This window comes from Winogradskyella sp. ECml5-4 (genome assembly GCF_036903175.1).
GTDB lineage: Bacteria > Bacteroidota > Bacteroidia > Flavobacteriales > Flavobacteriaceae > Winogradskyella > Winogradskyella damuponensis.
Genome location: NZ_JAYJLF010000002.1, coordinates 211,676 through 235,068, shown reverse-complemented (window position 1 = coordinate 235,068; position 23,393 = coordinate 211,676). Strand labels below are relative to the sequence as shown.

General features: G+C 32.5%; 21 protein-coding genes. 10 read left to right on the top strand and 11 right to left on the bottom strand.

All coding sequences use genetic code 11. The features are described 5' to 3' along the window. Positions 1-53 precede the first annotated feature (53 nt). Positions 54-602, top strand: a complete 549-nt coding sequence (locus VDP25_RS02615; protein ID WP_215925961.1) for a 1-acyl-sn-glycerol-3-phosphate acyltransferase — start codon at positions 54-56, stop codon at positions 600-602. Between the two features lie 115 nt (positions 603-717). On the opposite strand, the gene VDP25_RS02610 is transcribed toward VDP25_RS02615, so the two are convergent. The 8 genes from VDP25_RS02610 to VDP25_RS02575 form a co-directional block, all read right to left on the bottom strand. Further along, a complete protein-coding gene (locus VDP25_RS02610; RefSeq protein ID WP_334466503.1) occupies positions 718-1,191 on the bottom strand; it encodes a nuclear transport factor 2 family protein in 474 nt (157 codons plus the stop codon). Positions 1,192-1,445: 254 nt separating this feature from the next. Continuing rightward, positions 1,446-2,612 (bottom strand): ABC transporter permease, encoded by a 1,167-nt coding sequence (locus VDP25_RS02605; protein ID WP_334466500.1) that lies wholly within the window; start codon positions 2,610-2,612, stop codon positions 1,446-1,448. 3 nt (positions 2,613-2,615) lie between these two features. Continuing rightward, positions 2,616-3,575, bottom strand: a complete 960-nt coding sequence (locus VDP25_RS02600) for an HlyD family secretion protein (protein WP_334466497.1) — start codon at positions 3,573-3,575, stop codon at positions 2,616-2,618. Between the two features lie 17 nt (positions 3,576-3,592). Further along, positions 3,593-4,966, bottom strand: coding sequence for a TolC family protein (locus VDP25_RS02595; protein WP_334466495.1), 1,374 nt, complete (start codon positions 4,964-4,966; stop codon positions 3,593-3,595). A gap of 89 nt (positions 4,967-5,055) precedes the next feature. Further along, entirely contained in the window at positions 5,056-5,628 is a 573-nt protein-coding gene (locus tag VDP25_RS02590; protein ID WP_334466493.1) for a Crp/Fnr family transcriptional regulator, read from the bottom strand. 159 nt (positions 5,629-5,787) lie between these two features. Next, entirely contained in the window at positions 5,788-6,078 is a 291-nt protein-coding gene (locus VDP25_RS02585) for a hypothetical protein (protein ID WP_334466490.1), read from the bottom strand. After that, positions 6,030-6,239 (bottom strand): hypothetical protein, encoded by a 210-nt coding sequence (locus VDP25_RS02580; RefSeq protein ID WP_334466487.1) that lies wholly within the window; start codon positions 6,237-6,239, stop codon positions 6,030-6,032. Before VDP25_RS02580 ends, VDP25_RS02585 begins: the two co-directional genes overlap by 49 nt. Positions 6,240-6,286: 47 nt before the next feature. Beyond that, the gene (locus VDP25_RS02575) at positions 6,287-7,384 is read right to left on the bottom strand and encodes a heparan-alpha-glucosaminide N-acetyltransferase domain-containing protein (RefSeq protein WP_334466483.1); all 1,098 of its coding nucleotides are present in this window, start codon (positions 7,382-7,384) and stop codon (positions 6,287-6,289) included. 232 nt (positions 7,385-7,616) lie between these two features. Here VDP25_RS02575 and VDP25_RS02570 point away from each other — a divergent pair, with 232 nt between their 5' ends. Beyond that, positions 7,617-8,999, top strand: coding sequence for an alanine/glycine:cation symporter family protein (locus VDP25_RS02570; RefSeq protein ID WP_334466479.1), 1,383 nt, complete (start codon positions 7,617-7,619; stop codon positions 8,997-8,999). A 68-nt stretch (positions 9,000-9,067) separates the two neighbouring features. On the opposite strand, the gene VDP25_RS02565 is transcribed toward VDP25_RS02570, so the two are convergent. From VDP25_RS02565 to VDP25_RS02555, 3 genes are all read right to left on the bottom strand, one after another. Next, complete coding sequence (locus tag VDP25_RS02565) at positions 9,068-11,236, bottom strand: hypothetical protein (protein ID WP_334466477.1); 2,169 nt, start codon at positions 11,234-11,236, stop codon at positions 9,068-9,070. 65 nt (positions 11,237-11,301) lie between these two features. Further along, on the bottom strand, positions 11,302-13,230 hold the full coding sequence (locus VDP25_RS02560) for a transglutaminase-like domain-containing protein (RefSeq protein WP_334466475.1): 1,929 nt from the start codon (positions 13,228-13,230) through the stop codon (positions 11,302-11,304). A 102-nt stretch (positions 13,231-13,332) separates the two neighbouring features. Next, entirely contained in the window at positions 13,333-14,247 is a 915-nt protein-coding gene (locus VDP25_RS02555; protein ID WP_215925937.1) for an AraC family transcriptional regulator, read from the bottom strand. Between the two features lie 172 nt (positions 14,248-14,419). On the opposite strand from VDP25_RS02555, the gene VDP25_RS02550 reads away from it, so the two are divergent. The 8 genes from VDP25_RS02550 (at position 14,420) to VDP25_RS02515 (ending at position 23,386) form a co-directional block, all read left to right on the top strand. Beyond that, the gene (locus VDP25_RS02550) at positions 14,420-15,919 is read left to right on the top strand and encodes an aldehyde dehydrogenase family protein (protein WP_334466472.1); all 1,500 of its coding nucleotides are present in this window, start codon (positions 14,420-14,422) and stop codon (positions 15,917-15,919) included. A 69-nt stretch (positions 15,920-15,988) separates the two neighbouring features. Then, entirely contained in the window at positions 15,989-16,351 is a 363-nt protein-coding gene (locus VDP25_RS02545) for a DUF779 domain-containing protein (protein WP_334466470.1), read from the top strand. Between the two features lie 187 nt (positions 16,352-16,538). Next, positions 16,539-16,958: an IS1/IS1595 family N-terminal zinc-binding domain-containing protein gene (locus tag VDP25_RS02540; protein WP_334466468.1), complete on the top strand. Its 420-nt coding sequence runs from the start codon at positions 16,539-16,541 to the stop codon at positions 16,956-16,958. Positions 16,959-17,067: 109 nt separating this feature from the next. Next, complete coding sequence (locus tag VDP25_RS02535; protein ID WP_334466466.1) at positions 17,068-18,303, top strand: hypothetical protein; 1,236 nt, start codon at positions 17,068-17,070, stop codon at positions 18,301-18,303. A 13-nt stretch (positions 18,304-18,316) separates the two neighbouring features. Continuing rightward, positions 18,317-18,577, top strand: a complete 261-nt coding sequence (locus VDP25_RS02530) for a DUF4212 domain-containing protein (protein ID WP_215925927.1) — start codon at positions 18,317-18,319, stop codon at positions 18,575-18,577. Positions 18,578-18,608: 31 nt separating this feature from the next. Beyond that, entirely contained in the window at positions 18,609-20,375 is a 1,767-nt protein-coding gene (locus tag VDP25_RS02525) for a sodium:solute symporter family protein (RefSeq protein ID WP_334466462.1), read from the top strand. Positions 20,376-20,511: 136 nt separating this feature from the next. Continuing rightward, positions 20,512-20,706, top strand: coding sequence for a hypothetical protein (locus tag VDP25_RS02520; protein ID WP_215925923.1), 195 nt, complete (start codon positions 20,512-20,514; stop codon positions 20,704-20,706). Beyond that, positions 20,699-23,386: a sensor histidine kinase gene (locus tag VDP25_RS02515; RefSeq protein ID WP_334466458.1), complete on the top strand. Its 2,688-nt coding sequence runs from the start codon at positions 20,699-20,701 to the stop codon at positions 23,384-23,386. The genes VDP25_RS02520 and VDP25_RS02515 overlap by 8 nt, the downstream gene beginning before the upstream one ends. The last annotated feature ends 7 nt before the right edge of the window (positions 23,387-23,393 follow it).

The window sequence follows — 23,393 nt, the reverse complement described above, 5'->3', positions numbered from 1 at the left end:
ATCGGCATAACACTTTAAAAAATTATTAAATATTAATAAAATAATAGTGCTAGATGCGTTGGTTAGCTAAAATTATATATTTTAAAATCATGGGGTGGAAAGTGGTTGGTAATACCAACTTTTCTAAAGATACCATTAAGAAAGCTGTTATTATTGCTGCACCGCATACCAGTTGGGTCGATTTTTATTTGTCTCTGTTATTAAGGAGTGTAACACAAGTAAAAACTAATTTTGTTGGAAAAAAAGAGCTTTTTGTATGGCCATTTGGTTATTACTTTAGAGCAGTAGGTGGAAAAGCTTTAGATAGAACTTCTGGTCAAAATAAAGTAGAAACTATAGCTAAGTTATTTGAAGGAGAAGATGAGTTTAGGTTGGCATTATCACCAGAAGGGACTAGAAAAAAAGTAGAAAAATGGAAAACAGGATTTTACTATATCGCAAAAAAAGCCAATGTTCCAATTATAATGTACACTTTTGATTTTGAGAATAAACAGAATAAGGTGTCAGAACCATTTTATCCTACTGACAATATTGAGGCAGATTTTAAATATATGAAATCCTTTTTTAAAGGAGTTGTAGGAAAGGTAAAAGAATACAGCTAATAGACCGTACTTTAACGTTTTGGCATTAATTTTGAAGTGTTAAAAATAGCAATGAAACATAAAGTAAACTCCAAGTCCCTAAAAAGAAACATTGTCCCAAAAGCTATCTAATTCGTTAGATGGCTTTTTTATTTTTTATGTATTTATCTAAAGTATAATTGGTTTGGCTTTGAAGCTTGTTTTTAAAGAAGGTCATCCCTCCAAAGAAAAAACCTTTAATTCCCATAGCTTGTTTGGCCCATTTATGTAAATTGAATTTGTCTGTATGTTTAATTATCAAACCATCTTTAAATTCAAACTTAGCATCAATCTTATTATGTACTTTTCTTCCTGTTTTGCTAAAATTATAAATAGCTTCCCAGTGTGCAGAACCTGATTTGTCATTAGCTTTTATGGCTGAAAACTCAACGTTAAATCCTTTTCCGTTTTGCGATTCGCATAACATTAACCACATGGCTTTAGCACGTTCTCCTTTTAATGTTCCAAAGGCAGGATCTTCAAAAACGATGTCTTTATGATAACAAGATATCATGGTTGGGCCATCACAATTACTTAGAGCTGTATAAAATTTTTCAACGATGTGTTCCATAGGATTACAATTAGTTTAAAGAGGTGTAAAGCCATTCCCTACAAAAGTACGCAAGTAGAATGCTATTAACTCATATTCTTTCATCAGAGTGAATTTAATTGTTATGCTAAAGAAAGATTATCTATAATGAGTTGGCCTTTTTTATGGTTAAGTAATTTGTTATAGTCTGTAGATTATCTCATAATACTTCAAAAACTATAATCAGCTATAAATTTAATACGGTTCTACTTTTAGGTTTTAATTCTGAGTAGTTTTTAAGCCATGTTTTGTTTTTTTACAGAGGTGTTAATTTTAAATTGAAGGAGTGCAATCATCGCAATAAAAGTGACAATAATTATTAATATTAACATTTTAATTTCCGAAGCTATAGCCGAAACATCTCCATCGTAAAAAGCAATTGTTCTGAAACCACTTAAGAACTGTGTCACAGGAATAAATTGTGCTATGCTAGTAATAAAATCTGGTATAGCTATCGTTGGCCATGTAAATCCGCTTAGTATAAATGCTGGTGTAGAAATAACCATTAATAACTCTGTAGCTTTTAGCTGACTTGGTATGGCAATAGAAAAGAGCATACCAATTCCCATAGAAGCTAGTGTTAATAATAGGGTTAAAATTAGCATTGGGATATTAAAAATAGCTGCTGTAATATTAAAATACGGAAAGAGCATACTAACAAATAACCACATTATAGGAAGCATTATAAGAAATGGAGTGGCTTTTAACATAACATGATAAAATGAAGACTTGCTTTTTTTTGTTAAGGTAATAAAGTAGCCATCTTCAAAATCTCTAGAAAACACCAATGCCATTGCTAGGAAAATAACCTGTTGCATAATTGCAGCTAGTAAACCTGGTAGCATAAACGTAACATAGTTCCCTGTAGAATTGTAGAGCTTGTTAAAATTTATTTTAAAGCTTTCATAAGCTGCTTTTGCTTGTGTAGGATGCAGGCCTTGCTTTTTAAGTCCTTCGATTTCTATGCCTGCATTTAATGTCATTAAAACCGAACTTATATTTTTGCTTGCCGTGTTGGCATTTAAAATATTAGCCATATTAAGATCAATACGTACTTCAGGATGATTTTTCTGTAGAATATTTTTTTCAAAATCTGAAGGTAAGGTAATAACCGCAGCATATTGTTCTACAGGCATTTCGTTTATAATATTGACGTCAGAAGACCGTACATCTACAACAAGTAACACTTCATTATCTTCAAAAGCATCAATAATTTTATCTGTTGTTGGACTTTGATCTTGATCTACAATAACAATAGGTAAATCTACAACTTTTGCTTGTTGGTATACATAGCCAAATAAAATACCGTAGCCAATAGGTGCACCAAAAAAAATAGCAAGTAAAACACCATTTGAAAAAATGCGTTTAAACTCAATTTTAAGTAAGCTTATAAATGTTTTCATTACCTAATTTTTTATGAGCATGGTCGCATTACTGAAAAACTTTTGTTCAGAAACATCGGCTGTTGGTACAACTTTTAATTCGTATATAGACTCCGATAATTGGTACAGAGGTGCTGTACTTGTTATGTCTGCATACTGCGCCAATTGTTTTATCGCAACGATTTTAGCTGTGGTTTCTATTTTAGTGTATGGGTTAATTATGGTGAGGTGTTTTCCGACTTCAAAATCATAAATTTTTGATTCCGGAACTGTAAACCTGAAATACACACTTTCTGTTTTATAACCGTTGAATAAGGTAAATCCAGCCGTTAATAATTCGCCTTCTTCTAAGCTAATAGTTTCTATAGACATAGCTGCAGGCGCAATGACATATTGTTCATTTGAAGCCGAAAGTACCTCTTCTTTTGCTCCAAGTGCTCGCTCTAATTGTCCTTTAGCTTGTTCTATTTGTTCAGTTCGTGTTCCTTTTTTTACTTCATCGCGTTTGGCTTCTAAACTAGCAACTTGAGCTTTTGCCATTTTTAATTTCATTTTTACTTCGTCAAATTGCTGTTGGCTAACTAAAGAGTCTTGATACATGTTTTGTAGCCTTTGGTAAGATTCTTGTGCAAACTCTAATTGGGCTTTTCCGGCTTCTAATTGACCTTCAATCTGATTTAATTGTTCGGATGTGGCACCATTATGAGCCATGCTTAATTGGCCTTGTGCTGCTGTAATTGCACCATTAGCTTGTAGTAGTTTAGCATTCACTTCAGGAATATTAAGCAAAGCTAAAGTATCTCCTTTTTTTACCGTTTGTCCTTCTTCAACATATATGGCATTAATACGTCCAGGTATTTTACTACTAACAGCAATGGTTTCAAATTTTACTTTTCCCCTTAAAGGTGTAATTGGGTCGTGCTTACACGATTGAAGGAGTAACAGTGTAAAAAAACTGAAGATGAGAGTTTTATAAGTGTTCATTGTATAGCGTTATTGAATTAATATGTAAGTATACCTTTAGCATGAAGCAGTTCTGTAACAGCTCTTCGCTCATTATAGAATGATTCTTGCAGTTTAAAATTGGCTTTTTCTACATCGTTTAAAGCATCGAGAACCTCATTGATTGAAGCCAAATTATTTTTGTATTGTTGATTAACTAAATTATAAGTTTCTTGAGCTAATTCAATTTCTTTTTCAACCACCTTAGTGTTTTCAATGGCAGCTTCGTAAGTTAATTGTGCTTTGGTAATACTTAAGGCAATTTTTTCGTTGGCATCATCAATCTGTTCTTTTAGTTTTTCACTTTCTAGTCGTGTTTTTTTACTTTTTAATCGTGATGAGTTACCATCAAAAACATGCCATTTAATACCTGCGCCTATAAACCATTTGGGATCTAATAAGGATAGATTATCTTCAATAAACTCATAATGGCCTTTAAGTGCAACCTTAGGTATAAAATTACTTTTTTCCATTTTTGCCTTATAGTTGGTGGCTTTTTCAGCTTCTTCTAAGGCCTTAATTTCATTTCGTTTTTTTGTGTCTGAAGCGGCGTTAAATGCAAACAATTGTAATTCTGGACTAAGTAATCGCAAGTTGGCTTTGGGTTCTCCTGTTAATTGATGAAGCACTTCTATTAATAGAGTGGTTTTATGTTCATAATCGATTTGTTTAGCTTTTAATTGTTGTTGGGCGAGTTCAATTTTTTTTCTGCTAATTGGTGTCGCTAAACCATTTTTAATGGCTTTTTTGACATAAAAAGTTTGCTCATTTAAATAGTTTTCTGTGGTGGTTAAAACTTTTTTTGAGGCTTTTACAAGTGCTAATTTATCGTAAGTTTCAATAATTTGTAAAGCGATTTTATCGGCTTCGGCTAGACCTACATAATGTAAAGAAGATTCTTTATGTTTACTAGCCTTAAGTGCATGGCTAGCTTCAAAACCACTGAATAATACCCAATCTAAGTCCACAGAGGATTTTAGGATATTCTTGTCCTGCAAGTTGGCGGCTTCCTGTAATGGAATATCTTCAGGAAAAGGCGAATTAAAAGGCAGACCTATAGCATCTTTAATAATAAGTTTTTGAGTTTCTATTAATAACGCTTTGGTGTCATCGTCAAAAGTAATGTCGTCATTTAAACGCGTATAGCTTCCGCTAAAGGTGATTCTAGGTAAGAAAACAGATTTTGCCATTTGTTGATCTACTTTGGCTTGTTCTGATTCAATACGATTACTTTTTATAGTGTGATTTTTTTGAAGTCCTTTGTGGATTAAATCATTTAAAATTGGGTCTAACTCTTGTGCCGAAATGACCGTTGGAGATATGCCAATAAGTGTAATGATGATACTATTTAGTATGACTTTTTTTAGGTTCATTTTGCATAGCTTTTAATTACTATACAAAGATATTAATGTATTCGGAATTTATTTTTGACTTATATCAAAAAGTGAGTGTATATGAGGTTTTAATGGCTAGCATCGTGGTTTCTAATACGACTTAAGGTTTCCTGTGCCATGCCTAAATAAGATGCTATATGACCTAGTGAAACTTGGTAGGCAATATCAGGAAATTCAGCCAGCATATAATCGTAGCGTTCTCTTGCAGTTTGAAACTGAATGGCATTGAGTTTATGAACAACATTGCTTAACATTTCGGTAATGACGAGTCGGCCCAATTTTTCCATTTTGGGATATTTTGAAAATAAGATTTCTAAGTTGTCTTTAGAGATGAAATATAAAACAGAATCTTCAAGGACTTCTAAGTAATATAAGCTAGGTTTTTTTTGAAAAAAACTATCAGCACTAGACATAAATTTACCATTTGAAAAAAACCATTGCGTAATGTCTTTTTGATTTTCGTTAAGGTAATAACTCCGGCACATACCTTGTTCTATAAAGTATAAGTATTTGCATACCTCACCTTCATGAACTAGAATTTCATTTTTAGAGACAGCTTTCGTTTTAAAATGATTTAGGATATCATTTAATTCATCTTCTGAAAATGGTACTAAAGCGGTAATAGCGTCGGTAAAACCCATAAATAGTATTTGCTTGTAATTTAAGAAAAGCTAAGCTAATTGAAATTTAGGCTACAAACAAATGAAATGAAACGGAGTGCTTTTAGCTTATATTCTTTTATTCGAATGAGATTTAATTGCCATAAAAGAGAAAGGTCATCCATAATGAGATGAGCTTCTTTATTCGATGATAATTGTATTTCTAAAACCGATGTCAGTCTGTTTGTTAAACAAAAACGTGTAATAACCAGCATCACCTTCTTGTCCTTGTATTGTCGTTTTTGCTCTACCGATTTCCAATTCAGATTTGTTATAAGCTTTAGCGATAACTTCCTTGTTAAAATCTGTATCAAACATGATATATAAGGTGAGTTTATTTTTATTGCTGCTAGATTGACTATCAATAACGTAAGCACCAGTTTTTATGCCGTTTTTTTGTAAGTCATTTGAAAGTATAATTTTACATTCCAATGTTTTGTCAACTCCTTCAGAAACACCTTCAAAAACTCCGTGGCACTTTCTCCAACAACTTCACCACCTCTGTTTATTCCTTCTTTTGTTTTGTTGGCTATTCTGTCACAAGAGAAAAAGCTTAATAGAAGGATTAGAGTTGTTAATTGGTGAATTTTCATTTTGCTAACCATTTTTATAATTATAAAAATAAATAAACTAAAGGAATCTAACGTGTATATTTCTTAATTTTATCAATAATTTTCTGCAAATTAGAATAGACAAATTCATTAGTCTTAGCGTAATAAAACGAGATAAAACAAACTACAGAAAGAAATAGTTCGGCACCAATAACAGCTTGCCAAGGTTCTAAAGTTTTGCCAATAAGTTGATGCAGTCCAAGACCTGTAAAACTACCATAAATGATGATAAAATGAATAACATAAATAGATAGCGTTTTTTGACCAATTTTTAGAATTAATGGTTGTTTGATGTAGTTTTCTGCTAAATAGAATAAAGAGAACAGAATTAGTACATTGCCTAGGCGAGTAAACAAATAATTATAATAAGCAACCTCTTTTAAAATTGAAATGTCTAAAGCGTAATATAGTCTCATTAATACTTCAGAAGACCCAAAAATGAGTGCAATTCCAAAGACGAAAAAACCAGAGACAATAGCTGTTTTAAATTTTGGGCGTTCGACGTAACGATAAAATAATGTGGCTATAAAAGCACCAAAGGCTACATAACCAAACCAAGGTATTATGGTAAAAATAGAACCGTTAGCCTTAGATAAATAGTTTGATATTAATATAGGAACTTCTGGTAATTCTAAATAACGATACAAAGGTTCTGTTATAAAAATGGCCAAACCTAAAAGTAACATTACGATTGAAAATAACAACGTTTTTTTTAAGGTGAGCTTATAGATGCATACAATGAGTATAAGTGATAGGCCAATGCATTGCAGTACGTCAATAACTAAAAAATAATTAGAGAATTTACCCATTAGCCATTCAAAAATAGGTGCACGCAACAAATAACCAATACTAATTAGCATTAAGCCTCGTATTATACCTTTGTGCATACGTTTTTTTATTGTTCCGTTTTGTTTAGCTCGTATCAATAAATATGAAAAAATAAGTCCCGAAATTGTAAAAAAGGTAGGTGCGGTAATTCCTCTAAAGTATTCCCAAACTTTAAACGCAGTATAATTATGGCTTCTGTATGAAGTTTCTAGCAGTGTATCTATAAAGTGCCCTTGTAGCATCATTAAGATAGCGAATGCCCTTACGGCATCTATAAAATATAAACGGTTTGCGCTCAAGTTAAAATTGGTTGGTATGCAAATGTACTATTTTAGAGTTGGAATAAAATACTGTGATACTTTTTTGGACTTGTGTTTAGCATTAAGATATTGTTTTATTTTAAAGGGCTATAGCCACTGATAAGTAAAGTTGGTGTTTTACTATTTTAAAATCAGTAACTTACATTTCTGTTGTTAAATTAATTGTAAACATTATACCATAAATTCAAACCGTTTACTACATTTATCATCTATGGAATTTTTAAATCAACTACTCAGTGACTTTTCATCATTAGCTTGGGGTTTGCCTTTGCTTATTTTATTAATTGGTGGAGGTTTATATTTATTAATACGGTCTCACTTTTTACCTTTTCGGTATTTAGGTCACGCTTTGAATGTGCTTCGCGGAAAATATGATGATCCAAATGACCCTGGTGAAATTTCACATTTTCAGGCTTTAACAACAGCATTGTCGGCAACTGTTGGTATGGGAAATATTGCAGGTGTTGCTGTAGCCATATCTGTAGGCGGACCTGGTGCTGTGTTTTGGATGTGGATTAGCGCAGTGGTTGGTATGTCTACCAAATTTTTTACATCAACCTTAGCGATTATGTATAGAGGTAAGGATAGTGCTGGAGAAATTCAAGGTGGTCCAATGTATTTTATTATGGAAGGTTTAGGTAAATCTTGGAAACCTTTAGCTATATTTTTTAGTTTTTGTGGTCTTATAGGTGCTTTGCCTGTTTTTAATGTGAACCAATTGACGCAAGCCTTAAATGATATTTTATTAATTCCAAATGGAGTAGAAGTAGGGTTGAAATCGAACCTAATTATAGGTGCTGTTTTAATAAGTATTACATCTTTAGTTATTTTAGGTGGTATTAAGCGTATTGGAAACGTAGCGTCGCGTTTAGTGCCTAGTATGGTGGCTTTGTATTTTGTGTTGGTTATTGTTATTCTTGTGGCACATAGCGATGTGCTATTGTATTATTTAAAACTGATATTTACAGATGCTTTTGCCGCTAATTATTATCCAAAAGATGATACTTTTTTAGGAGGTGTTTTAGGCGCTTTAATTCTTCATGGTATTAAACGTGGAGCGTTCTCTAATGAAGCCGGAATTGGTACTGCGCCAATGGCACATGGAGCAGCAAAAACGGACGAGCCTATACGTGAAGGTTTGGTGGCAATGCTAGGACCTGCCATAGATACAATAATTGTATGTACACTAACGGCTTTGGCTATTTTGGTGACTGGAGTTTGGGAAACTACTTCTGATAATGGTGTTAGTCTTACGGCTTCTGCTTTTGCAGATGTAATGCCAAACTACGGTAAATACTTATTACTAATTTGTATTGCCGTTTTTAGTATGAGTTCATTATTCTCATATTCTTATTATGGAACTAAATGTATGTCCTTTCTTTTTGGAGCCGATAAAAAACATTATTATAATTACTTTTATATTTTAAGTATTCTTATTGGAGCGACTACAAGTTTAAGTATGATGATTAATCTCATTGATGGTGTGTTTGCTTTAATGGCAATTCCAACAATGGTTGCAACAATTCTTTTAGCACCAAGAGTAATTAAAGAATTGAAACGTTATATCAGTCAACTAAAACAAGATAAAAATTGAGTTAAAAAAAACAACCTCTTATAATTGGAGATAAATTATAAGAGGTCGTTTAAATTGTTTCTAAAAAATTACTTTTTCTTCAGTAATATTTTTTCATTAGTAAACTGATTTGCTTCGTCTAAAAATGCTATCATTTTGCTCCAATTAGTGTTAGGTTCAAAATTGTGCTTGTATTGTTTAGAAGTGCTAATAATAAGTTGATTTCCTTCAACTTTAGCGCTACTTATAAAAGCTCCAGTTTCATTATCAATAGTTTTATTTAATTTATCTAAACCATTAACAGTATAGCCTTCTGGAATGTTTAATGTAATGTTATAATTAAAACTTCTTGCATTAGTCGTATATATGTTTGAAGTACGTTGGCGTTCTTTTTCTTCAAGATCTATTTGACCTCCGATAAGTTTTCCTATTTCAAGAATATAGTTTGGACCTGCTTTTTTGATTAATGCATTTTTGATTTTAAAACTTTCGGTAAACTTTAGGTATGAATCTAAAGCGTAACGTCCTGTCTCATTAATCTCGTATGTGTAATCTTCAATGTCTTCAACTTGAAACTCTGCCTTGGCACTTTTTTCAAAGCGTTCCACTTGTTTTGCCTTAATTTTTTCGGCTACAGCATCTAACTCTTTTTTATATCTAATTTTATCTTTTTTACGTTTAATAAGCTCTATAAATGATGCGGTTTCGTATTTCGCGTAATCTTCGGTAACGTAATCCGTAAACATTAAACGCTCATATTGTTCGTCTTTTTTAGAATGCCCTTTGTAACTGTTTACAGATGTAAGGTTCATTCCTGAGAAATCATCATTTAAACTAACGGTGATATCTTTTTTTGTTTCATTATCTAAATGTCTTGATACAGGAAGCTTTCCTTTTTCAATGACATCAATTCTATTTCTAGTTGGAGAAAGTAGGTAAACATCAGTACCTTCTATTAAAGGTGAAAACTCATTAATATTAGTGTGTATACTAAATAGCTCAGCATAAAGAGGAGTAGCGGTTTTTACTTTAATAAGTACGTTGACATTTTTTTCAATTAATAAATCGTCAATACTACCATCATAGCGTTTTTTAGCAACGACAATTTCATATTTAATTTTTTCACGTTTTAAGAATTCTGTGAAATGGCGTACAAATTGTTTCTGATTTTGAATAAACACAGGATTACCATAGTTCATAAACGGATAGCTCATGATTTCTGCATCCTTTACAATCATAGCTTCCACAAAACGTGTTAAGTAATAATGACGCATAAAATAATAAGCTTCAGTTACTTTTTCGGCATCATTTGCAAAGGTTTTCTTTTTAAAGAAGCGCTTAACATCTCCAACATCTCCGTCTGGTTTAAAGCGGTTGTCATAAAGTTCTAAAACTTCGTCTTTTGAAACAGATGTTTTAATAATATCTTCTTTTTCTGGTAAAAAGGCTAAGGCTCTATCTTCAAACTTCCCAGATCTTGCAAAATAGACCTGAAATTTATAAGATGGTAATTCTAAAAGTGGATAAGACCAACGAGTAGATTGAATTTTTTCAATATCTGAGGCGACAAGTTCATAACGTCTTATACTGCGTTTTTCTGTTGGAATTTCAGTTAACTTTGGCGCTCCATTAAAAGAGTTGAAATTGATAAAAAAATCATTTTCAGTTTCAAAAAACAGCTTAAAATCTACGACAGGATATTCCTCACCTAAATAAGTTTCAACGGGATTAAATCCAAAAGCATAAGTTGTTTTAAAGGGTTCTAATCGGTAAAAATAGTAATCAATAATATCTCCTATTTCTAAATTAGCAATAGCAACTTTGGTTTCACCATCAACTTCAACAGATTCTTCTTCAACATCAATCTCTATTTCAGTACCATTTGGTTTTACAATTTTTACACCAATATAATTGTTCCCTTTTTCTTTCCATGAAAAACGACCTTTATCTGATCTAAAACGTTTTTTAAATGCAAATTCTGAAAACTCTTCTACGGCAGCTTTGTCTAATAATTTTATACGTTGTCTTATGGAGCTTGTGTAGGTTACGTTTTTTCCAAATTTATGGAAATCGTAATTTTCGTTTTTGTATAGTATTACAGCAGATTCGTTAGTCCATTTTTTTGGTACTTCTGTAACATTTTTATATGTGTCGTTTGTTCCCCAAAAAAAGTCTTTTGCTGCTAATTCTTCTTTAGTTTGTGAAAAAATAGAAATAGAAAAAAATAATAGGAAAGCGGTTAGTCCTTTAATTTTCATGTGTTTTAATTTATTTAATTTTTAATATTACATGCCGTTGGTGTAAACATGTGCTTTTGGTGTCCTTAATTTTTAGTAAGGATTATTTGTTCTTGGTAAAGGGTGTTGAGATCTTTTATAAATGTATTCCACTCTTCAAAATCCTTAGTTTCGATTTTTGCATTCTTAATTTGGAATAGCTTTTTGTATGTCAACGTATTGTTTTCATTTTTAAAGCTTACGGATAAGTCGTAATTATTACTTGACACCTCAATGTCATTTGGAAGGTGAGTAACGCTATAGCCATTTGGAATTTTTAATTCTGTTGTAGATTCCAAATATTTTTTTGAACTGAATATAAAGTCCACATCACGTTCCTTTAATTCGTAATTACTAAATTCCTTATCCAAATCGAGATCTATGTATATAGAGTTGTCAAAGGTTGAAACGGCATTTTTTACCGTAAGATCATGGGAAATAGTAACGTTAAGTTCTCTGTTAGTTAAATCTGATGTGGTAATGTTGCTCACTTTTCTGTTGCTGTCAGCGCTACTTAAATAAGCTTCTAAGAATTCATCTTTTTTATCTGTTTTTAACTGATCAAAGTAGTATAAGAGACTAGATCTGCTTTCTCCATTAAATTCCTTTTTTACTTTACCAGTTAGTGTTTCGTTATCTAAAGTGAGTTGATAATTGTAGAATTCTTTATTAAAAGCAACATCGCTTGTTGGTACGTGTTTCAAAATAAAGGCATCGTTGTCTTCAATTAAAACTTGCTTGCCTTGTATACGGTCGGCGTATTCGCCAAGAGCATTAAATTTTTCTGTTCCATCTAAAAATAGGATGTCATCATCTTTAAACAAAGTACAAATCATGTGATTATCTACTGATAAATTTGGGGTAGAATAATCATAAGCAATATGTTTGGTGCCAATCCAAGTTAGTCGAGCATCAAAGCCTGCTTCAATTAGCATTTGCTTGGTTAAATTTGCCATGCCTTTACAGTCACCATATCTTTTGTTGAACACATTAGCTGCTTCGTCTGGTTTAAATCCAGCGATACCATCTTCAAAGGCGATATACCTAATGTTGTCTTGTACCCAATAATAAATATTTTTTATTTTTTCTTCGTCGGTTTTAGCATCTTTGGTTAGTTCTGTAACTTTAGATTTTAGATCTGTATTGTCGTTTTCTAAACTGTTTACCAGAGATTTATACCAATTATAAAGGTCTTGAGTAGAGTTAAATATTGGTTGAGTTTCACCTTTTTTAGTGTACGATTTTGCTAAGATTAATAAATGAGGATATACATAAGTTGGTCCTGGAGCATTTGAAACTTTATGCATTGCAGGTACATCTTTAAAAGTGTAAGTGTAAATTTTAGATTTGTTTTTTGAGTTGGGTGTTATGGTTTTTTCAATAGTATAACCTTCAAAGTTTAATTCTTTTAATTCAAGGTTTAACCAATCGGGAATTTCAACAGAAATCACCTTTTTTTCAATCGGATAAGAATCATTAAAATAGAGTTTGGTAAAATATTTAATGTCTTTGTAAGTCTTTAAAATATGAGTGCCGTAACGGTATCCTTGCAACGGAAAATCTACATTTGTAAATTTTACTCTAGAATCTACATGAAATAAATCGCTACTTATAGAGGCTTCATCTTTAATATAAAAACCAGCACTTTTGTTATTTTTATATAAGATTTCGAATTCTTCTATTGTAGATTGGTCATTATAAAAAGAATACTTCTGAATATCAGCACGAGAAATCATGTTTATCATTTTTTCTTTTAAATCATGATTAACCGTTACTTTTTTGTTTCTGCTATCAAAATCAAAGGTGACATAATCAGTACTTTCTTCGAGTGCTATCTCGTCGTCTTTGTGGTCAAATTTTTCTTTAAGAGCTTTGGCTTTAGCAATATCGGAAGCGTCTGGTTCTATTTTTCGTTGGCTATGGGATATGGAAATAAACAAGAGGATAGAAGCGCAGGCAAGTAGTTTTTTGATCATGTAAAAGGGGTGTCTAGAATGCTAATATAATTAACCATGCTAGAAATAAAAAGATAATTGCCTTAATATGTGATAATGTTTGCTAAAATTAAAATAGATGATCTATTTACTTATAGATGCTTTAAACTGATGAGGTGTCATCATTTCCATTTTTTTAAATTGTCGGTTAAAGTAACTGGTGTTGTTAAATCCCGATTTAAATGCAATTTCAGACATTCTTAAATTCTGAGATGTTTTGATGAGTTTTTTAGAAAATTTAATTTTTTCTGAATTGATATAATCAATGGGAGAGATGCCTAAAGTATTTTTAAACTGTTTGTGAAAATGAGAGGTGCTCATATAAGCTTTCTCTGCTAATTGGTCTACTGAGATATCCTTATTGGTTAAATTTTCTTTAATGAATTTAATGACAGTCCCGATTCTAGTATCTGTAAAAATATGAGTGTCATTAGTAATTAGAGATTTGGCTTTGGTTTGAAGTAATCTTATAATTAATTCTTGAATCATTAAATCTAATAAGACATCTTTGGATTTATTAGTGTTTGTAAATGTGTAAGTTAGTCGTTCTATTAAATGGTTGACATCAACATTATTTATAAGGTGTGATGCAGATTCGTCTAAATCCCAATTATTGTTTTCATTTTCAATAGCCACATTGTGATTAAATTTTCCTACAACTTCTTCTATTTTAAAGGCATCAATTCCTAGAGCTAAGCATTGGGTTGGTTTGTTTTTAGTTGCGATAGGGAAATCAATGATCATTTCCTTATTAGTTGGCATTACAACAGATTCTCCAGGGAAAAAATCAAAAGCATCAAAACCTTCTAGGTGCATTACTTTTTTTCCGGTGAGCATACTTGCAATAATAGGGAAGTCAAATTTTAATGATACTTTTTCTGCTATAGCATGTGTTTCATAAATATTAAGCTCTGCATATTCAGCATTATAAGTCGTTCTATTCTCTACTAAAGTAGTTAGTTTTCTATGGCTTTTATGTTGAGATAATAAGTTGCTCATATTCAATATTACAAAAAAATAGTCTTAAAAATTGTTAATAATAGATATGTTCAAAAATATAATAAATATGTTCAAGTTATTTGGAATATGATAAAATAACTTTATCAAAATTATTAAATAGTCAGTTTTTTGGCTATTAAAATTATAAACTAATAAATAAACACGTTAAGGTATGAGTTATTCTAAACCACAATTTAAAGAAAAGTATTTCAATTTTATTAATGGAAAATTTGTGCCACCCGTAGGTGGAGAATATTTTGAAAACACCTCTCCTGTAGATGGCACATTAATTGCAAAATATCCTAGATCGCAAAAAGAAGATATAGAAAATGCTGTTGATGCAGCAAATGCAGCTAAAGAGGCTTGGGGAAATACCTCAGCAACAGAACGTGCTACGCTTTTAAATAAAGTAGCAGATATTATTGAAGCTAATTTAGAAGAATTCGCTGTTGTTGAAACTTGTGATAATGGTAAGCCAATTCGTGAAACCTTAAATGCCGATATCCCTTTGTCTGTAGATCATTGGCGTTATTTTGCAGCATGTATTAGGTCAGAAGAAGGCAGTGCTACAGAATTAGATCAGAACACCTTGTCTATGAATATTAAAGAGCCCTTAGGTGTGGTTGGTCAAATTATTCCATGGAACTTTCCTTTATTAATGTTATCGTGGAAATTACCTCCTGCTTTAGCAACTGGTAACTGTGTGGTTTTAAAACCTGCAGAACAAACTCCATCATCTGCAACATTGTTAATGGAGAAAATTGCAGATGTGTTTCCTCCAGGTGTATTAAATATTGTTCATGGTTTTGGACCAGAAGCCGGAAAGCCTTTAGCGTCGAGTTCTAAAGTGGATAAAGTGGCTTTTACAGGAGAAACTACAACTGGACAGTTAATTATGCAATATGCTTCTAAAAACTTAAATCCAGTGACCATGGAATTAGGTGGAAAGTCCCCAAATGTATTCTTTAATAGTGTAATGGATGAAGATGATGCCTTTTTAGATAAAGCTATTGAAGGAGCTGTTTTGTTTGCCTTTAATCAGGGTGAAGTTTGTACGTGTCCTTCTAGAATTTTAGTGCAAGAAGATATTTATGATGCGTTTATGGAGCGTGTTGTAGCAAGAACAGAGGCTATTGTGCAAACAAGTCCTTATGATGTGAATTCTATGGTTGGAGCACAAGCGTCTAATGATCAATATGAAAAAATACAATCTTATTTTGAAATTGGAAGAGAAGAAGGGGCTAAAGTTTTAACAGGTGGAGAAGCTAATAAATTAGAAGGTGATTTGGCTAACGGTTATTATATTAAGCCTACAATTTTAGAAGGTCACAATAAAATGCGTGTATTTCAAGAAGAAATTTTTGGTCCAGTGGTGTGTGTGACAAAGTTTAAAGATGAAGCTGAAGCTATAGAAATTGCAAATGATACGCTTTATGGCTTAGGAGCTGGAGTTTGGACACGTGATGCTCACCAATTATACCAAATACCAAGAGCGATTAAAGCAGGTCGTGTTTGGGTAAACTGTTATCATGCTTATCCTGCTCATGCACCATTTGGAGGCTATAAGAAATCTGGGTTTGGTAGAGAGAATCATTTAATGATGATGAGTCATTACAGACAAACCAAGAACATGTTAATTTCTTACGATAAGAACAAATTAGGCTTCTTTTAGAAGTTAATTAATAGCTGATTAAGGCTGGATTAATAGATGTAATTCAGCCTTTTTTTTATACCATAAATTATGAAACGAGTAGAAATAACAGATAAAGCTGCAGAGGTTGTAAGACAATTAAAAGCGAAACATGGTGAATTAATCTTTCATCAAAGTGGAGGTTGTTGTGATGGCTCTGCGCCAATGATTTTTGAAAAAGGAGACATGTATCTAGATGAAAGTGATATACGTTTAGGTGAAGTTGAAGGGGTTAGTTTTTATATGAATCAAGATCAGTTTGAATATTGGAAACATACCCACTTAACTGTAGACGTTACGGAAGGTAGAGGAGCGAGTTTTTCGTTAGAGATTCCTTTGGGACTCAGGTTTTTAATTCATTCGCGATTACTAACCGAAGAAGAGAACGCTTACTTTAATATGAAAGACGAATAACTTCAAGAATATATATCTAAAGAGTCCATATACTATGTATGTGGGCTTTTTGTGTTTTCATAATTTTATTTCAAATTACAGCTAATATGATAAGTTTTAGGGTTTATTTTTAATAAAAATGAAATATTTTAACTATTCCTAATTATTTTTATTGCTAATTTGATATATTTATGCTAAATAAATATATATGACTATAGATTTATGTCCAAATTGTAGTAGCGATCAGTACGTTAAAAGCGGGATTGTCAATAAAAGACAGCGGTATAGATGTAAAAAATGCAACTATTATTTTACGGTTAATAAAATAGGTAAGAAGATAGACGACTATTACGTTAATAAGTCATTGCAGCTTTACTTAGAAGGTCTTACTTATAGAGAAATTGAAAGGATTCTTGGGGTTTCGCATGTAAGTGTGATGAATTGGGTGAAAAAATACAATATTAAGCGCCCATATAATACAAACTATCATCCAACATATAAGATTTTAAATGCTAATGAACTTGGTAAGTATTTTTTAGAAACTGAAAATATAAAAGGTGCAGGTGTTGTTGTGACTGAGTTGGGAGATAAATTTATGCTCATTAAATGGGAGCGTTTTAAGGATTAATATATCAAATTAGCAAATAAGTATATAAATTATTAATTAAACAGATGTTTTTAAGAGCTTAGTAGGGCACACAGAATTAATTTAAGTACTAACTAATCTTTTTTAAACCATGAAGAAATCAACTTTTTTGTTGATAGGACTGTTTATAATGTTCTTTCAATTTATGATTGCCCAAGGTTCACCTGATTATTCGGGTGGCCTTAAATTTAAATTCAACGAAGATGGCTCAAAATATCTCCGATTAATTTCTTGGGCGCAAGTTCAAGCCAATTACAATACCGATAAAACTTTTGATGGTAATGGTAATGAAAACAGTAAGTTAAACTTCAATTTACGTCGCGCTAGGGTTTTAATGTTTGCTCAAATCAACAAAGACTTTTTAATTCTTACACATTTTGGATTAAACAGTTTAACGAGCACTACCTTAAGTCCAACCGGTGAAGGTGACGGATCTCAGCTTTTCTTTCACGATGTTTGGGCACAATACAGTTTAGGTGAAAATCATACTGTAGGTGGTGGTTTACATTATTTTAATGGAATTTCAAGACTAAACAATCAGAGTACGCTAAATATCATGACGCTAGATAACAATCGTCAGTCATGGGCAACTCTTGGTTTATCAGACCAATTTGCGAGACATTTAGGAGTCTTTATGAAAGGAAGTTTCAATAAGCTGCAATATCGAGTAGCTATTAATGATGCTTCTGTGGCTTCATTAGATACTCAAACAGCTGTTGTTGATGGTGCTGCGGTTTACAATGGACGTTCTAGTCTTGGATCTAAAGCAGCAGGAAAAACTTATGCTGGTTATTTTGATTACCATTTTTTAGATCAAGAGTCTAACTTTTTACCTTACAAAGTTGGAACTTATTTAGGTGAGAAAAAAGTATTCAATATTGGTGCTGGTTTCTTTCTACATCCTAAAGGTGCTGTGATAAATACAGGTACAGTTATTGTTGGAGAAGATGTATCCATATTTGCAGTAGATGCTTTTTACGATGCACCAATTGGTGAAAACGGAAGTGCTATTACAGCTTATGCGGTTTATCAGAATAACAACTACGGAAAAAATTATTTATACAAAGTTTACGGAACAGGAAGTATGCTCTATGGTCATGTTGGTTATGTTTTAAATGGAGACAAACTAAAGACAAGATTTCAACCTTACCTCAGTTACGGAACTCATAGTTATAATGCTATTGATGATGACAGGTCTACCTTAGGTGTAGGAATCAATGCGTATATGAGTGGGCACAATTCAAAATTAACATTAGAATACATGAATCAGAGTTTTGGTGAAATGGATGCAAATACGATTTCACTTCAAGCTATGATTTATCTATAAAACGAAAAAAACTATGAGTGATAAGCAGAAACACGCAACAGCGTACTGGAAAGAAAATGTGAAGTATTTATTTATACTTCTAACCATATGGTTTGTGGTGTCCTTTGGATGTGGCATTCTTTTAAGAGAAGAGTTAAACCAGTTTAAACTTGGAGGTTTCAAACTCGGGTTTTGGTTTGCTCAACAAGGCTCTATATATGTATTCGTGGTATTAATATTCGTATACGTAAGACTAATGAACAAACTAGATAAAAAATACGGTTTCGACGAGTAAGCCATAACAAACAACATTAAATAAAAATATTATGAGTGTACAAACATGGACATGGTTATTGGTCGGCATTACTTTTGCGCTGTATTTCGGAATCGCAATATGGGCAAGAGCAGGCTCAACAAAAGAATTTTATGTTGCAGGTGGAGGAGTATCTCCATTGGCAAATGGTATGGCAACTGCTGCAGATTGGATGAGTGCGGCCTCTTTTATAAGTATGGCGGGTATTATTTCATTCGCAGGTTATGATGGATCTGTTTATCTTATGGGATGGACAGGAGGTTATGTGTTGTTAGCATTGCTTTTGGCGCCTTACCTTCGAAAATTTGGAAAGTTTACTGTGCCTGATTTCATTGGAGATAGGTATTATTCTAACACGGCAAGGACTGTTGCCGTAATTTGTGCTTTAATTGTATCATTTACTTATGTAGCAGGTCAAATGCGTGGAGTTGGAATTGTATTTTCTCAATTTTTACAAGTAGATATTACCTTAGGTGTTCTTATTGGGATGACAGTCGTTTTGATATTCGCTTTATTGGGAGGTATGAAAGGTATTACATATACACAAGTAGCTCAATATTGCGTATTGATTTTTGCTTTTATGGTACCAGCATTCTTCATTTCATTTCAAATGACAGGAAATATTATTCCTCAAATAGGAATGGGAGGTAAAGTAGAAGGTGGCGCCTTTCTATTAGATAAACTAGATACATTACATACCGAATTAGGGTTTCATGAATATACAAGTGGCACTAAAAGTACATGGGATGTTTTTGCAATTACCTTAGCATTAATGGCTGGTACTGCAGGTTTACCACACGTTATTGTTCGCTTTTTCACAGTGCCTAAAGTAAAAGATGCTCGTAAATCTGCTGGATATGCTTTATTCTTAATTGCAATTCTTTATACCACAGCTCCTGCTGTAGCAGTTTTTTCAAGAACCAATTTAATTGAAACGGTGAGTAATAAGCGTTATGCAGATATTCCTGTATGGTTTAAAAACTGGGAAAATACAGGTTTAATTGCTTGGTCTGATAAAAACGGAGATGGTAAAATTCAATATGTTGCCGGAAATTCATTGTCGAGTAGTAAACCAGAATATGCAGAGGCAAGAGGTGAGCATGGTGAGCGTCTCGTTACCAATAATAGTGATGAAGTAAATGAGTTATATGTTGATAGAGATATTATGGTATTGGCAAATCCTGAAATAGCTAACTTACCAAACTGGGTTATTGGCTTGGTGGCAGCAGGTGGATTAGCGGCAGCATTATCAACTGCTGCAGGATTGTTATTAGTTATATCAACATCAGTTTCACACGATTTAATTAAAAAGCAATTACGACCAGATATTTCTGATAAAGGCGAATTAATGGCAGCAAGAATTTCAATTTTTGTAGCGATTTTAATTGCGGGTTACTTTGGGATTAATCCGCCAGGGTTTGTCGCCGCCGTCGTCGCGCTCGCCTTTGGGCTCGCAGCCGCTTCCTTTTTTCCCGCCATTATTTTAGGCATTTTTGATAAACGAATGAATAAAGAAGGAGCTATTGCAGGTATGGTTGTTGGTATTACATTGATGATGTATTACATGATGCGCTTTAAGCTCGATATGTTTGGTGGTGGAACCAGTGAAGATTGGTGGTTTGGTACATCGCCAGAAGGTTTCGGAACTATTGCCATGTGCGTTAATTTTGTAGTTTCTGTTGTGATTTCCAGAGTATCAGTAGCACCACCTCAAGAGGTTCAAGATATGGTTGAAAGTATTAGAATACCTTCTGGAGCTGGTGAAGCTCAAGACCATTAAAACAATAGTGTTTGTAAAATTTTTATAGATCATTATTTTAATTTTATTTAGTTAGAGAATCAGTATTGCAATTTTTGTAATACTGATTTCTTATATTAGTAGATATTTAGTTGTTTCTGCTTATAATTACGAATTCATGAAAAAACGTCACGAACAAAAATTAGTAGTTTTATCTATCGCTTTGTTTTTTGTGTTTAATATTCCTTTTGTCCTCATTTTTAATATTGAAGGCGCCATATTTGGGATTCCAATATTATACTTTTCCTTATTTACGTTTTGGGTAATATCTATTGTGGTTTCGTACATCGTTTTAAAACGTCACTATGAATAGTTACTCCTTAGTTTTTATTATTATCATTTATTTAGCGGTGTTGTTTTACATTGCTTTTCTTGCTGAAAAAAAACGACAAAGTAAGTGGGTAAATAACCCATACGTTTATACATTGTCTTTGGCTGTTTACTGCTCTGCTTGGACATACTACGGAAGTGTTGGTATTGCTGCAAATTCGGGAATTCATTTTTTGCCCATTTATATAGGTCCTGTAATTGCAGCACCTTTGTGGATTGTGTTGCTTCGGAAAATTATAAGAATTTCAAAACATCATAAAATTTCATCAATTGCTGATTTTATTTCTTTACGCTACGGAAATAATAGGTTTTTGGGTGCTTTGGTTACAGTAATTTGCTTGTTTGGAACCTTGCCGTATATATCTTTACAGTTAAAGGCTGTTTCAGAAACCTTTGAAATTATATCTGGAGATAATAGTTATATCTCAACGGTTGTTATTGATGACTCTACATTTTATGTGGCGTTATTACTGGCGATATTTGCAGCATTTTTTGGGACTCAAAATACAGATGCCTCTGAAAAACATAAAGGGATTGTCGCTACTGTGGCATTAGAATCTATATTGAAATTGATTTTCTTTCTAATCATCGGGACTTATATTACATTTTATTTGTTTGATGGCACTTCTGATATTTATGAAAAAATTTCTGTATCAGATAACTTTAAAGACTTAACGACACTCGGTAAGGTGGAAGATGGCTTTAATTGGTTTTTTATGATTGCCTTGTCGTTTATGGTTGTGTTTTTATTGCCAAGACAATTTCAGGTTGCTGTTTTGGAAAATAACAGGGAGAAGCATCTTAAGAAAGCGATTTGGTTGTTTCCATTGTATTTATTGTTGTTTAATAGCTTTGTCATCTTTATTGCTTGGGCAGGAAAGCTCTCTTTTGGTTCTACAGAAAATGCCGAATATTATACCTTGTTATTGCCTTTAGAACACGGCAATACCTTTTTGGCAACACTTGTGTTTTTAGGTGGCTTTTCAGCGGTGATTTCTATGGTAGTGGTGTCAACATTAGCCTTGTCTACCATGGTGAGTAATAATTTGGTGATTCCATATGGTTTTCTGGATAAATTTATTAAAAATCAACCTGAGCGTAATTCCAAATACATTAAGACCATTCGTCGTATTTCTATTTTTACCATCATTATTACAGCGTATTTCTTTTATGTCTTGTTTTCAAAAGCCTTATCGTTATATTCTATTGGTTTAATCTCATTTGTGATTATTTCTCAATTGGCACCATCGTTTTTTATTGGTTTATACTGGAATCGTGGATCTTCAAAAGGAGCAATTATTGGTATGATTGTCGGGTTTTGTATTGCTATATATACCTTGGTGTTACCGTTTACATTAGAAGTGTATTCTGGTACGGATGATTTTCGCCAATACGGATTGTTGGGAATTGAAGCATTAAAGCCTTATGCTTTATTTGGAATCGATTTTTTAAGTCCGCCATCACATGCTTTCTTCTGGAGTATGACTCTAAATTTATTTTGTTATTTAACGTTTTCGTTAATGTCTAAAGGAAATTATAGAGAGCGTAATTACGCGGAAATGTTTGTGGATAGTAAGAATTTTACAAATCTTCAAGATAGTGCCTTGGTATGGAAAGGTGAAGCTTATGTAACAGATATTAAAAATGTTTTAGCCCGATTTTTAGGAGAGCAAAGAGCGGCACGTGCGCTGAGAATCTTTTTTACAAAGTATGAATTATCACAAGATACACAGTTGGCAGATGCGCGTTTAATTAACTTTTCTGAAAAACTCTTAACAGGAAGCATTGGTTCGGCTTCAGCAAAAATATTAATTGCAAGTGTGGTAAAGGAGGAGCAGATTAGTTTGGTTGAGGTTTTAAAGATTTTGGAAGAATCCAAAGAAAATATTGTGAGTAATAAAGTACTTCTAGAAAAATCAAACGAGTTATCTCAGTTAACATCCCGATTAAAAGAAGCTAACGAGGAGTTAATTAGTAAAGACAGACAGAAAGATGAGTTTTTAGACACTGTGGCACATGAGCTAAAGACTCCAATAACAGGTATACGAGCAGCAACTGAAGTTATTATGGATGATGAAGATATGCCCAAAGAGATAAAAGCGCAGTTTTTAAAGAATATTTTGCAGGATTCTGACCGTTTAGGACGCTTAATTAATAATATTTTAGATTTTGAAAAGTTAGAAACAGGAGGCTTATTGCTAGACTTACAAGAACAAGATATTCAGAGAACAATTGCAAAAGCAATTTCTAGTATTTCTCAAATTGCAGCAAAAAAAGAAGTTCAAATTGTAAATAATAATGTGCATTCTTTTATGCTTAGTTATGATGAAGATCGTATTCTTCAAGTGTTAACTAATTTATTGTCTAATGCCATCAAGTTTTGTGAGGCTAAAACGGGCAAAATTATAGTCGATTATAAATTAGGAAATCAACTTATAGAAATTTCAGTTTCAGATAATGGTAAAGGAATTTTAGAAGAAGATTTTCTTTATATTTTCGATAAATTTTATCAATCACAAGACCAAAACACAAGAAAACCAGAAGGAAGTGGTTTGGGTTTGGCGATAACAAAGCAAATTGTAGAAAAGCACAACGGAAAAATTTGGGCAAAAAAAGATATAAAAAACGGCGCAACACTTGTTTTTACAATCCCTTTTAAGTAAATTGAAA